Consider the following 11,950-nt stretch of genomic DNA (forward strand, 5'->3'; position numbering starts at 1 on the left):
GTGTGCGACCATTGTGAAACTGGCATGAAATAAAAAAAAGATAAGAAATCGCTCTCAGTGATAACTCATTTTGATCCCTCAACCGATCGTGAAATCATCATGAAACTGAACCAGTTGCGCACCTTCCTCGCCGTCGTCGAAACCAGCAGCATTCATGCGGGCGCACGAGCGCTCGGCATATCGCAGCCGGCAGTTTCGGCCGTTATTCGCGGGCTGGAACAGATGCTCGGTGCACCGCTATTCAGGCGCAGCAGCCTCGGCATTGAATTGACCGAATACGGCCAGACCTTCGCTGTGCGTGCCCGGGCACTGGTGGAGGATATGCGGCGCGCGCGCGAGGAAATTGCCCAGATGCAGAACGGGGAATCCGGCAGTGTTTCGGTATCCTTGTCATCGACGGCCGCCCGTGTTTTCCTGCCGGAGGCACTGGCGCGTTTCAGGCAGAGCATGCCGAATGTCGCGGTGGAATTGAACGAAGCAACCTGGCTCGAGGCGCTTGATCAACTCAAAAAGGGCGTCACGGACTTTGCGGTGGTCCAGGCGCCGCAGAGTCTTTCCTATCCTGAGTTCGTCGAAGTGATGCCGTTGATTGCATTCCCGCTAGTGATTGGCGCGCGCAAATCGCATCCATTGCTCAAAAGCCGCTCGCTTGCCGACCTGGTCGATGCCACCTGGCTATTGCCGGGACGGCCGGCGCCCGGCTCGGCCGCACGCTTTGCCGAGGTCTTCGAGCGTCACGGTTTTCGTGCGCCCAAACTCATCATGCGATGCCAGTCGACGCTGACGGCGTTCGCGCTGATGCAAAGCATGGACTTCGTTTCACTGTTTGCCGCGCCCATGGCGGCGCAGGAGTTCAGCCGATACGGACTGAAAGCGGTACCGGTCAGGGAGGCACTGCCTGAGTTGATGCACAGTCTGCTGACGAGGCGAGAGCAGCCCCCTACCGCTGCCGCCGCGCATTTCTTCCATTGCATCAGACAGACCTGTCTCGACAACGCATCGGCAGCATCTTCCTAAGCTGTGTCGCGACAGCGGCATCCGCTCAATAACCCAACGCGCAGCCGTCCTTTCGGTGATCAGACGCACCAACCAGCACGCCCTCCTCCCAGTCGATCCAGATCGCCTGGGATCCACCAATCGCGGACGGTGCCGCAGACAGTTTGAAGCCACGATCCAGCAGCGCCGCACGAACCGGCGCGGGCATGGTTGCTTCGACCTCGACCGAGTCCGTGCCTGGGCGTGGAAAGATACGCGGCAAGTCCATCGCCGACTGGAGATCCAATCCATAGTGAAGCACCTTCGACAGGAAGTGTGCGTGGCCCATTGCCTGATAATGGCCGCCCATTACGCCGAAGCTCATACGTACGCGACCGCCTTGCGTCACCATGCCCGGGATGATCGTGTGCAGCGGTCGCTTGCGTGGTCCGATGGCGTTCGGGTGTCCCGGCTCAACGACGAAGCTCTGGCCGCGGTTGTGTAGCAATACGCCAGAATCCGGTGCCATCAGACCGCTGCCAAACGGGTGAAACAGCGAGTTGATGAAGCTCACGCAGTTGCGCTCGCGATCGACCACGGTGATATACACCGTGTCCTGATGTTCGGCTGGCGTGAGCGCCGGCGCAGGCGGCAACGCACGGTCGAGATCGATTCGGCCGCGCAATTCGTCGGCGAGTGTATCGGATAGCAGCCAGTCAACGTCGACCTCATGTTGCCGGGGGTCGCCCAATACCGCGTCGCGCATCGAATAGGCGAGTTTGGCCGCCTCGATTTCCCGATGGATGCGATCAGGATCGAGCGGGTCGCCGTCAGCGGCGAGTTTCTCGAGAATCTTCAGGATCATCAGCGCAACCACACCCTGTCCGCTCGGCGGGCACTCGACAACCTCGTAGCCACGAAACGCCGAACGTATCGGAGTCACGTATTCGCCGTGGTAGTCCGCAAAATCGTCCAGCGAATGCAGGCCACCGTGCGTGCGCAAATGCGTCACCATTCGAGAGGCGAGCGGACCGCGGTAGAAGGCGTCACGCCCCTCCTCGGCAATCGCGCGCAGCGTGCTGGCAAGGCGCGGTTGCCGGTGCACGACGCCGGGCTTTGGCGCGGCACCGTCGATCAGCATCGTTGTGCGAGTCTCCCTGTCGCGTGACAGTAATTCGACCTCCTTCGACCAGTCGGCTGCAACCCGCGGCGTGACTGCGTAGCCTTCCTCCGCGTGACGGATCGCAGGCGCGAGGACGTCGCGCAGCGGCAGGCGGCCGTGATCGCGGTGTAGCGTCGTCCACGCATGCACGGCGCCGGGCACCGTCACCGCATGCGCGGAATGCCGCGCAATGGCGTCTACGCCGAGTTGTTGCATCCGTTCGACGGTGGCCTCCGCAGGCGCCCAGCCCGCCCCGTCGTAGGCGACGATATCATCCGTGCCACCGCGCGAATACAGCGCGAAGCAATCGCCGCCAACCCCGGTCGATCCCGGCTCGACGACGCATTGCACCGCGCATGCGGCGATCGCCGCATCCATCGCGTTACCGCCGGCGGCCAGCACGTTGAGCGCCGCAAGCGTTGCCGCGGGGTGTGAGGTCGCGGCCATGCCATTGCGGGCGAACGCGAGTGAACGGCCGGGCATCTCGAAGTTACGCATATGCAGGTTCTCCAGTCTAAGGTCAGGTCGGCGACAGTGGCGCGAGCACGGGCGCGGGCTTCAGCGCACGGCGCAGGAACGAGCGGGTACGCGCATGCGTCGGCGCGGTGAATATCTGCTCCGGCGGCCCCTCCTCGATCAGTTCGCCCTGATCGAGTACAACGACGCGGTGCGCGACTTCCCGCGCAAACTCCATTTCGTGCGTCACGACGACCATCGTCATCCCGTCATGGGCCAACTCCTTCATCACCTGCAGCACCTCGCCGACGGTCTCGGGGTCCAACGCGCTGGTGGGCTCGTCGAACAGCAGAACCTTCGGCTGCATCGCCAGCGCGCGAGCAATCGCGACGCGCTGCTGCTGGCCGCCGGACAACTGGGACGGATAGTGATCCGCGCGATCCGCAAGCCCGACACGGGCCAGCAGGCGCTTCGCTTCCTGAATCGCAGCGCCGCGCGGTGTTTTCAGCACATGGGTCGGCGCTTCGATGATGTTTTCGAGCGCCGTCATGTGCGGAAACAGGTTGAAACGCTGGAATACCATGCCGATGTCCCGCCGCTGCCGCGCGAGTTCGCGGGCGGAATCGCGTACCACCTTGCCGTTCGCGCGCTCGACGTAGCCGAGCAGGCGCCCATTCACACGCACGCGGCCGGAATCGAAGGTTTCGAGCAGATTCAGGCAGCGGATGAAGGTGGTTTTCCCGGAACCCGAGGAGCCGATCAGCACCACCACCTCGCCTTTCGCCACGCTCAGCGATACGCCGTTGAGTACCTTCGTTGTGCCGAACGATTTATGGACATTCGACGCCTCGATAATGACTTCATCTGTCTGATTCACCTCAACGCCCCCTCAGAAGCTTCATGGTTTGCGCACCGAACAGGCGGTTACCGGCAGTCACCTTGACTTCACCGCGGTCATAGTGCGCCTCGAGGCGGCGCTGGACGAACCCCCACAGCGTTGTCAGCAACAGGAAGTAGATCGCGAGGACGAGGTACAGCTCAAACACCCGGAAGTTAACCGACGTGATCATCTGGGTGCTGAGCATCAGCTCTGGAACGCCGATCACACTAACGAGCGTCGTGTTCTTCAGCATGACGTTGAACTCGTTACCCATCGGCGGCACGATCACACGCAGCGCCTGCGGCAGCACAATGCGCCGCATCAGCAACACCGATGACATGCCGAGCGAACGCGACGCTTCATACTGGCCTCGATCGACGGCACTCAGACCCGCACGAATGATTTCCGCCATGTACGCGGCGGAATTGATCCCGAGCGCCAGCACGGCTGCCTGGATGTTGCCCGGCAGGATAAACACGCCGAAGTCGAGATCGTGGAAGCGGAAGAGATCGGCGGCCGCGAACGCGGTGTACAGGAACACGATTTGCACCAGCAGCGGCGTGCCGCGTACGACCCAGATGTAGGCGCGTGCGACATACTGCAGGGGACGGTTTGGCGAGAGTCGTAGCAATGCGATAAAGAGGCCAAGCACCGTGCCGAGCAGAACTGCCGAGATGCTGATTCCGCAGGTGAGCCACAGTCCATGCAGATAGGCCGGACTGGGCGTCGTCAGAAACCGCCGGAAAATCTCCCAACTAAAGTTCATGGCGTCATCCCGCTTAGTAGCGTTCGTTCTCGAGCTTCCACTTTTCGAGCATGCGCGTGTAGCGGTCGCTCTTCGTCAGTTCAGCAGTGACCTTCGCGACAGCGCTGCTGAGCGGTTCGTTCTTGCGCGCACCGATGCCCGTCGCGATCCGGCTGAATCCGGACACGGCTTCCTGGAACATGTTTCCGGACACCTTCTGGAATTGAGCGGCGCTTTCGGCTGTGGTGCCGTATGCGTCGACCTGCTGCAGCCGGAATGCCTGGAAAGCGTCGGCATCGGTGCCGTAGACAACAATGTTCATTGGCGGCTTATGCGCGGCAGTGAGCTTGTCGTTTTCCTTTTCCAGCAGCGAGCGGATCGTCGACCCGTTGATCACCGCGACCTTCAGGCCGGACAGATCGTCGAGCGAATGAACATTCCTGGGATTGCCGCGCGGCACCATGATCGACTGGCTCGAATACATGTAGTCGATGATGTCGATGATTTCGCGCCGCTCCGGCTTATCGAACAACTGGCCGATGATCAGGTCGCATTGCCGCGCCTTTAGCGCGGGAATCTGGCCGCTGAACGGCACGTTCCGCCATTCGACCTTCAGGTTGCCCAGCGACTTTGCGACATCACGCGCGACGTCGACCGAGAATCCCTGCGGTTGCTGCTGCTCGTCGTAGAAAGCGAGCGGCGGCGCGTCCATGCTCGAGCAATAGACGAGCGTGCCGCGCTTGAGCAGGCCTGCCGGTTGCGAATCCGCCGCGAACGTCATCCCTGCGTGCAACAGCATCGATACGCCTGCGCAAAAGGCGGCGCGACGAAAACGCATGATCTTCTTTCCTGACATCGGACTGCTCCTAGTGTGAAAAGCGACCTCTAACCGGGACAAAGCTGGTGCGTCGCCCGCACGGTGACGTGACTGGCACGCGTGCAACCGTCAGTCGCGAGGGTTTGGGGTTCCGAGGATGTTGATCAGCCGCGGCACCGTCGACTCGATGTGTTCGCGCATCGCGCGCTCCGCGAGTTCCGGATCCCGGGTGCGAAGCGCGTCGAGCAGTTCCTGATGAGCGTCGCGGGCACGCTTGCGCTTGAAGGTTGCCTGCTCCATCCACAGCCGCATTGGGCCCTCGATCAGCGCATAGAGCGAGCAGATCTGCTCGTAGAGGCGCGTGCGGCCGCTGATGCCGCACAAGCATTCGTGAAATGCGCAATGGCGCTGAACCCACAGTTCGGTGTTTCCAACCGAAGCGTCCATGTCGTCCAGCAGACGTTCCAGGGTGAGCAGGTGTTTGTCAGTACAGCGCGGAGCCGCCACGCGCATCGCCAGCCCTTCGAGCGCGACGCGCATGTCGAAGATGTCCTGGACCTCTTCGATGCTCAGGCCCCGGACAATCGCACCTCGATTCGGACGGAGGATCACCAGGCCCTCGGCGTGCAGGCGACGCAACGCTTCCCGCACAGGCATGCGGCTCATGGAGAGTTCCGCAGCGATAGTCTCGGCGACGATCCGTTGGCCCGTAGCGAAACGGCCTTGGCAAATCGCTTCGAACAGGAAGCGGTAGGCCTCCTGTTCGGCCGTTGCACCAAGGTCAGGGATTCGTGATGCGGCGGATTTCGGCATGGAAGTCTGTTGGGACACAGGGACACGAGTCCCGAATATAACCAAACTGGATTTTTGTATCCACTTTTTCAAAAGCTAACCAGGGAATGTCCCGAGAACCCAATGTCGGGCGGCGGAGCGCTGCGTGTGAGCTGCAGGCACCTCCACGTCCACCACCCCCATCAAAAAACCTCGCTACGCATGCTCCATGCAACAATCTGATTTTTTCGAGTGAGGATCGACTTGAGCCATGACTGACCAGAGCCGCAGCAGGTTGGAAATTAGAAGACTATCGCCACCGGAATGGATGCACGCATACCCTGTCATCACTCAACTTCGGTCTCTTGAAGAGGCCGAATTCATGGAGCGAGCCGGCCGGCAATCGCATTCGGGCTATGAGCTTGTGGCCGCATTCGATGATGGGAAGATTGTCGGGGTAATGGGCATGCGGCCCGTTCACACTCTGGCGCGCGGGGCGCATCTGCATATCGATGACCTCGTGGTCGATGCGGCGGGCCGAGGGAGCGGCGTCGGTCGATCCTTGATGGAATATGCCGAAGCCGACGCCCGTGCTCGCGGTATGAGCGCGATTTTTCTTGACGCGCGGCCGGACGCCATTCCGTTCTATGAGCGCGAGAACTATGTGCTACACGCCGCGCCATCAATGAAGAAAGCTCTGGTTCCCCCACTTCCTTCACGCGGGGCGGATTGACGACGCCGATGCGGTCAATGCCGGCACTCACCGACTGCCCGGTGACAGAGAAAAGTACTTGCCACGACTCGCTTCCTGTAGCGATTCTGTTGTAATCGGACGGATCACTCGAGAATCTACATGGCGAAAATCTGTATCTACGGCGCGGGGTCCATTGGTTGCTATATCGGTGGACGGTTGCTTGCCGCCGGCAGCGAGGTGGATTTTGTCGGGCGTGCCCGTATCGCCGATCTGTTGCAGCAGCAAGGCATTACCCTGTCGCACTACGACAATCGACACTGGTTCGTACCGCCAGAGCGGATCGACATATCCACGCAGGCAGTAAAGGCAGCCGCAGCCGACCTCGTGCTGGTGACCGTCAAGTCCGCCGCGACACCCACCGCCGCGGTGGAACTGGCGAGCGTGCTTCGTCCGGACGCCGTGGTCGTCAGCTTCCAGAACGGCGTCGGTAATGCGGAGGTGCTGCGCGCGGCGCTGCCGCATCACACAGTGCTGGAGGGGATGGTGCCATTCAATGTTGTCGAACGCAGCCCAGCTGCGTTTCATCAAGGTTCGGCGGGGAAACTGGAGGTCCGGCAAACACCGGCCTTGCAGCCGTTCGTCGACGATTTCAGAAATGCAGATCTGCCGCTGATCCAGCACGCCGACATGTTGCCGGTGCAGTGGGCCAAGCTGCTGCTCAATCTCAACAACGCGATCAACGCGCTGTCCAACCGGCCGCTGAAGGAGGAACTCTCGCAGCGCGCCTACCGGATCTGCCTCGGCATGGCGCAGAAAGAAGCACTCGTGCTTCTGAAGCTGGCCAACATACGGCCGGCCAAAGTGACGCCGCTTCCCGCCACCTGGATACCGCGTGTTCTCGGCGTGCCTGACGCGTTGTTCGAACGGCTCGGCCGCACGATGCTGACGATCGATCCGCTCGCGCGCTCGTCGATGTCCGACGATCTGGCCGCGGGCCGCACCACGGAAATCGACTGGATCAATGGCGAAGTCGTGCGCCTCGCTGACCGCCTTGGCCGGACGGCGCCGGTGAACGAACGGCTATGCGAGCTCGTGCGCGAGGCCGAGCGAAGCGACCTGCGGCCGTCATGGTCGGGCGAAGCGCTGCTGACCCAGATGCGGGCTGCAGCGGGCGTCTCTTCGCTACGGCACGCCGCGCGCTAAACATAACCGCGTGTCCGGGCCGTCAGCCTCGCCCGTCACATACGCGTCAGTCCAGCACGGTTGCGTCGACTGCGGTCCCGTAACACAGCACCTCAGTAATACCTCTCGCAATCTCGGTCGCGTCGTATCGCATGCCGATGATGCTGTTCGCCCCCAACTCCGCGGCCTGGGCAAGCATCCGTTCATAAGCGTCCTGCCGCGTTCGCTCACACAGCGACGTGTACAGCGAGATGTTGCCGCCGAAAATTGTCTGCAGCGATGCGCCAAGCGAGCCAACGATGGATCGGGACCGAACGACGATCCCACGAGCGACGCCGAAGGACCGCTCGATCCGGTGCCCCGGAAGCTCAAACGCTGTTGTAACCCTATGCCGTTCTATCATCGCCCTCTCCCGATACGTCTGCGTATCAGCCATTATCCCTATCGATGAGCGACCGTTCCAGATTAGCGTCGATCCTCAGCAACAACTCCAGTAATTGCGTTCGTTCTTCGGAAGTAAAGCCGCTCAAGGCTGTTTCGCAAACCTCGTCCATGACCCGCTTGCCGTTGGGCATCTGCTTCGCGGCATGGGGAGTCAGCGAGATGAGCCTGCTTCGGCCATCGGCCGGATCGGGCACGCGTTTGACTAACCCGTCGCGTTCCATCCGGCTCAAAAGTTGCGCCATGCTGGACTGCTCCACCTGCGCCGTACGCGCCAACTCTGCCTGAGACAGGGCGCCGGCTTTTTTCAGCGTCACCAGAACGGGCAACTGGCCATAAGCAAACCCCAACTGACGCAGCGGCGTGTCGACCAGCCTCGCAAAGCTTCGATACACCTGGCCGATCAGCCTCATGGGCCGACCCGGATCTTCGGCGTGCGATTCGCTTGACATATCAATAGGTACCTATATATATTGCATAGGTGCCTATATTAATGAAATCTCTCATGAATGCAAACCCCAGAATTGCCATTGTCGGCGGTGGGCCCGCGGGACTCACGCTTGCACGTCTGCTTCATCTTCAAGGGATTGCCGCCACGATATTCGAGCGCGACACGCATCCGCTCGAACGACCGCAAGGCGGCACGTTGGACCTGCACGAAGAGTCCGGTCTGCTGGCGCTGCAACGTGCCGGCTTGACCGATGCATTCCAGGCGTTCGCCCGCTATGAGGATCAAGGCACACGTCTGCTAGACAAACACGGGCAGGTACTTTTTGAAGATCCCGACACCGCGAGCGGGAATCGCCCCGAGGTCGACCGCACGGCCTTGCGCGCCATGCTGCTCGGTGCCCTGCCGGACGGCATGGTTCAGTGGAACCGGCCGCTGCGCGAAGTACTGGACAATGGCGACGGACGCTGGAACCTGCTGTTTGACGCCGGTATTGAAGGTCCATTCGATCTTGTGATCGGTGCCGACGGCACATGGTCACGCGTACGGCCACTGCTGTCGCCATACATGCCTCAATATAGCGGTCTGTGTTTCGTCGAATTCGGCATCGACGACGTCGACCGCTCTCATCCCGTTCTGGCGCGCCTGGTCGGTCGCGGCAAGATGGGCGTGGAAAGCGACGGCAAGGGGCTGATCGTCCAGCGCAACGGTAACGCGCATTTGCGCGGCTACGCGATCTTCCGCGTTCCGCTTGGCTGGGTGGAACGGCGCTTCGATTTCACCTCGCCGAAAGCGGTCCGGGAAGGCTTGATACGCGAATACGCGGGCTTCGCCGACGGCATCCTGGATCTGTTTCGCGCCAGCAACGATCAATTTGCCGTACGGCCGATTCATGCCCTGCCTGTAGGGCATTGCTGGACGCACCGCACTGGCCTCACGCTGATCGGTGATGCGGCGCATGTGATGTCGCCATTCGGTGGCGAAGGCGTGAACAATGCGATGCTCGACGCGGCCGAACTTGCGCGGCTGCTAGCTACGCACTCATCGTGGGACGACGCTATTTCGGAGTATGAAACATTGATGTTCGTGCGTGTCGTCGAGTCCGCCGAAGGTTCGGCCGAAGGCGCCGCGACGTTTCTGTCACACGACGCCGAAGCGCTGACGCTCGAAATGTATCGTCGTCACCAGACAGAATCCGGCGTGCTCACCGGTGGCAGTTGAGCAGCCGTAGATCTGCTATCCCCTCGCCTCGCAGAAGCTTTGCGACGCTACGATTACTCGAATAAAGCCCAGGCATAGGCATTGCGCGTACCGCTGACACGACCATCCTGGTTCAGCGGCATGCACGAGACAGCGTCCTTTCTGATCGCCGGCGGCATCTTCGTCGCCATGGGCATTGCGAGTTCAATGTTCGAGCGCCTGCCATGCAGCACGGCGATGTTCTATCTGGCTGCTGGCTTCGTGCTCGGCCCGACAGGCGTCGGGCTGCTTGCGCTGTCCCTTCCCCACGACGCCGCCCTGCTGCGCATCCTCACGCAGATCGCGCTGCTGGTGTCGCTGTTCGCGATCGGCTTACGCTTGAGGGTGCCGGTGCTCGACGCGATGTGGAGCCTGCCGCTGCGGCTCGGATTGCTCGCGATGATCGTCACCGTGCCGCTCCTGACGCTGGCTGGCGTCGGCATATTGAAGCTTGGCTGGGGACCCGCGCTGCTGCTTGCCGCCATTCTGGCGCCGACCGATCCAGTGCTTGCGCACGATGTGCAAGTCCGCCATTCCGGCGATCTCGACCGGGTGCGCTTCGCACTCTCCGGTGAAGGCGGTCTGAACGACGGCGTCGCTCTACCGTTCGTACTCGCCGGCCTCGCGCTGTGTTCAGACCCGCGAGCAGGCGTCGAGCAGGTGTTTTCGATCGGTTTTCTGGGCATGACGGTATGGGGTATCGTCGGCGCAATAGCCGTGGGCGCACTGCTGAGCTGGACGACTACGCACGCGGTAGCCTGGCTGCGTACTCATCACGCCCAGGCCCTTGGCCTCGAAGGTTTCTTTGCGCTTGGATTGATCGCACTCTCGTACGGCGCTGCGCAACTGCTCCACACGTTCGGATTTCTCGCCGTGTTCGCGGCGGGTGTCGCGATGCGCCGGGCCGAACACCGCGCGAGCGGCAAGCGCTCGGCACCCGCCGCCATCGGGGCCGTCGATCCGGGCGATATCCAGGCGACTGCCGCGCATCCGCGCAAAGCGCATGCATATATCGCCGAATCGGTGCTGGGCTTCACGATCGAACTCGAACGGATCGCCGAAATGGCCACGATGATGATCATCGGCAACGTCCTTTCGTCGCTCCCTGTGGCGCTCTTCACCTGGTCGAGCGCGGCGCTTATTGTCGTATTGTTTGTGCTTGTGCGGCCGCTCGCCGTCGAAGCGTCGCTGATCGGCTCACCGGCCTCACCCGCGCAGCGGCGCTTGATGAGCTGGTTCGGGATTCGCGGGATCGGCTCGTTTTACTACCTCGCGTACGCACTCGAACATGGCCCGCGCGCCGACGTGCTGCCTCTCGTGCCACTCGCACTGGCGGTGGTAACCGCGTCAGTGATCGTGCACGGTGTCTCCGCAACGCCGTTGATGAACTGGTATCAGCGTTTGCGTGGTGTGACCCGCTGAGTGATTAGCGTCCGTTGCCATCTCGCGAAATCCTTCCCTGCCGCGCGATCTCCAGCGCGTCGCGCTCTTTCCGGGGAGACCGCCGTAAGACTTGTGGGCTCAAGCCATGCCGAGCCATTGCTCGATAACGGGACCACGCTCACCCAGCACCGGATCGCTGGGCGGAAACGGCAGCGACTCCATTGCAGCGAGTTCTTCCGGGGTCAGCTTGTCGCGCCTGATGTCCCATTGCTGCCCCGCCGGGTACGCGCCCACCACGCGCAGATTGCCGTTGAACGCCTGCAGGCAATGTCCGGTGCCGGCAGGCAGCAGCAGCGCGTCGCCCGGATGCAGGGTGACCACGCATCCGCCCGGGCCGCCAATGATGACATCGGCCGAACCCGACGCGACGCCCAGCACTTCGTGCGCGGTCGAATGAAAATGATGGTAGTCGAAGATACCGTCGCGCCATTGCGGCGGCCATTGGTTATGCTCGAAAAGCGCTTCGAATTCGGCGACCAGATCGCCGCCTGCACCCGGTATCGCCGTTCGGTATATCGCTACGGCGAGTTTGCTGTTGTTCGGCACCCAGTCGCGTGGCGCCAGCGTGAACGCTTCGTAATATCCCCGTTCTATCTGCCGCTCGTATCGCATATGACTCCCTGCTTGCGAAGCTGTGTGCCCGCAAGCATCGTCTTGCTCGACGATGCACGACGAACCTCGGCGGAAAACCTTACAT

The 11,950-nt window shown here is 61.8% G+C and carries 13 protein-coding genes; 5 read left to right on the forward strand and 8 right to left on the reverse strand.

Annotated elements, in window-relative coordinates; translation table 11 throughout:
• Positions 1-99 precede the first annotated feature (99 nt).
• Entirely contained in the window at positions 100-1,017 is a 918-nt protein-coding gene (locus GH665_RS29995) for a LysR substrate-binding domain-containing protein (RefSeq protein WP_153140813.1), read from the forward strand.
• A 25-nt stretch (positions 1,018-1,042) separates the two neighbouring features.
• Here GH665_RS29995 and ggt read toward each other — a convergent pair whose 3' ends face one another.
• The 5 genes from ggt to GH665_RS30020 form a co-directional block, all read right to left on the reverse strand.
• Positions 1,043-2,635 (reverse strand): gamma-glutamyltransferase, encoded by a 1,593-nt coding sequence (ggt, locus tag GH665_RS30000; RefSeq protein ID WP_153140814.1) that lies wholly within the window; start codon positions 2,633-2,635, stop codon positions 1,043-1,045.
• 22 nt (positions 2,636-2,657) lie between these two features.
• Entirely contained in the window at positions 2,658-3,470 is an 813-nt protein-coding gene (locus GH665_RS30005; protein WP_167531030.1) for an amino acid ABC transporter ATP-binding protein, read from the reverse strand.
• A 1-nt stretch (position 3,471) separates the two neighbouring features.
• A complete protein-coding gene (locus GH665_RS30010; RefSeq protein WP_153140815.1) occupies positions 3,472-4,239 on the reverse strand; it encodes an amino acid ABC transporter permease in 768 nt (255 codons plus the stop codon).
• A gap of 13 nt (positions 4,240-4,252) precedes the next feature.
• Positions 4,253-5,074 carry an ABC transporter substrate-binding protein gene (locus GH665_RS30015; protein ID WP_217361917.1) on the reverse strand — a complete coding sequence of 274 codons (822 nt, stop codon included), beginning with the start codon at positions 5,072-5,074 and terminating at the stop codon, positions 4,253-4,255.
• A 90-nt stretch (positions 5,075-5,164) separates the two neighbouring features.
• The gene (locus tag GH665_RS30020) at positions 5,165-5,848 is read right to left on the reverse strand and encodes a GntR family transcriptional regulator (RefSeq protein ID WP_153140816.1); all 684 of its coding nucleotides are present in this window, start codon (positions 5,846-5,848) and stop codon (positions 5,165-5,167) included.
• A gap of 229 nt (positions 5,849-6,077) precedes the next feature.
• Here GH665_RS30020 and GH665_RS30025 point away from each other — a divergent pair, with 229 nt between their 5' ends.
• Entirely contained in the window at positions 6,078-6,539 is a 462-nt protein-coding gene (locus tag GH665_RS30025) for a GNAT family N-acetyltransferase (protein WP_153140817.1), read from the forward strand.
• Positions 6,540-6,659: 120 nt separating this feature from the next.
• On the forward strand, positions 6,660-7,703 hold the full coding sequence (locus GH665_RS30030) for a 2-dehydropantoate 2-reductase (RefSeq protein ID WP_153140818.1): 1,044 nt from the start codon (positions 6,660-6,662) through the stop codon (positions 7,701-7,703).
• Positions 7,704-7,749: 46 nt separating this feature from the next.
• Here GH665_RS30030 and GH665_RS30035 read toward each other — a convergent pair whose 3' ends face one another.
• Together GH665_RS30035 and GH665_RS30040 are read right to left on the reverse strand one after the other, a co-directional pair.
• Positions 7,750-8,085 (reverse strand): YbjQ family protein, encoded by a 336-nt coding sequence (locus GH665_RS30035; RefSeq protein ID WP_153142367.1) that lies wholly within the window; start codon positions 8,083-8,085, stop codon positions 7,750-7,752.
• Between the two features lie 25 nt (positions 8,086-8,110).
• The gene (locus GH665_RS30040) at positions 8,111-8,575 is read right to left on the reverse strand and encodes a MarR family winged helix-turn-helix transcriptional regulator (protein WP_153140819.1); all 465 of its coding nucleotides are present in this window, start codon (positions 8,573-8,575) and stop codon (positions 8,111-8,113) included.
• 53 nt (positions 8,576-8,628) lie between these two features.
• Here GH665_RS30040 and GH665_RS30045 point away from each other — a divergent pair, with 53 nt between their 5' ends.
• Together GH665_RS30045 and GH665_RS30050 are read left to right on the forward strand one after the other, a co-directional pair.
• Complete coding sequence (locus GH665_RS30045) at positions 8,629-9,792, forward strand: FAD-dependent oxidoreductase (protein WP_153140820.1); 1,164 nt, start codon at positions 8,629-8,631, stop codon at positions 9,790-9,792.
• Positions 9,793-9,912: 120 nt separating this feature from the next.
• Positions 9,913-11,232 (forward strand): cation:proton antiporter, encoded by a 1,320-nt coding sequence (locus tag GH665_RS30050; RefSeq protein ID WP_153140821.1) that lies wholly within the window; start codon positions 9,913-9,915, stop codon positions 11,230-11,232.
• A 99-nt stretch (positions 11,233-11,331) separates the two neighbouring features.
• Here GH665_RS30050 and GH665_RS30055 read toward each other — a convergent pair whose 3' ends face one another.
• Positions 11,332-11,865, reverse strand: coding sequence for a cupin domain-containing protein (locus GH665_RS30055; protein WP_153140822.1), 534 nt, complete (start codon positions 11,863-11,865; stop codon positions 11,332-11,334).
• Positions 11,866-11,950 lie beyond the last annotated feature (85 nt).

The sequence above is a fragment of the Paraburkholderia agricolaris genome, assembly GCF_009455635.1.
Lineage (GTDB): Bacteria > Pseudomonadota > Gammaproteobacteria > Burkholderiales > Burkholderiaceae > Paraburkholderia > Paraburkholderia agricolaris.

Coding starts and splice junctions, on each gene's coding strand:
- GH665_RS29995 (WP_153140813.1), top strand. CDS start 100: ATGAAACTGAACCAGTTGCGCACCTTCCTCGCCGTCGTCGAAACCAGC.
- ggt (WP_153140814.1), bottom strand. CDS start 2,635: ATGCGTAACTTCGAGATGCCCGGCCGTTCACTCGCGTTCGCCCGCAAT.
- GH665_RS30010 (WP_153140815.1), bottom strand. CDS start 4,239: ATGAACTTTAGTTGGGAGATTTTCCGGCGGTTTCTGACGACGCCCAGT.
- GH665_RS30015 (WP_217361917.1), bottom strand. CDS start 5,074: ATGTCAGGAAAGAAGATCATGCGTTTTCGTCGCGCCGCCTTTTGCGCA.
- GH665_RS30020 (WP_153140816.1), bottom strand. CDS start 5,848: ATGCCGAAATCCGCCGCATCACGAATCCCTGACCTTGGTGCAACGGCC.
- GH665_RS30025 (WP_153140817.1), top strand. CDS start 6,078: ATGACTGACCAGAGCCGCAGCAGGTTGGAAATTAGAAGACTATCGCCA.
- GH665_RS30030 (WP_153140818.1), top strand. CDS start 6,660: ATGGCGAAAATCTGTATCTACGGCGCGGGGTCCATTGGTTGCTATATC.
- GH665_RS30035 (WP_153142367.1), bottom strand. CDS start 8,085: ATGATAGAACGGCATAGGGTTACAACAGCGTTTGAGCTTCCGGGGCAC.
- GH665_RS30040 (WP_153140819.1), bottom strand. CDS start 8,575: ATGTCAAGCGAATCGCACGCCGAAGATCCGGGTCGGCCCATGAGGCTG.
- GH665_RS30045 (WP_153140820.1), top strand. CDS start 8,629: ATGAATGCAAACCCCAGAATTGCCATTGTCGGCGGTGGGCCCGCGGGA.
- GH665_RS30050 (WP_153140821.1), top strand. CDS start 9,913: ATGCACGAGACAGCGTCCTTTCTGATCGCCGGCGGCATCTTCGTCGCC.
- GH665_RS30055 (WP_153140822.1), bottom strand. CDS start 11,865: ATGCGATACGAGCGGCAGATAGAACGGGGATATTACGAAGCGTTCACG.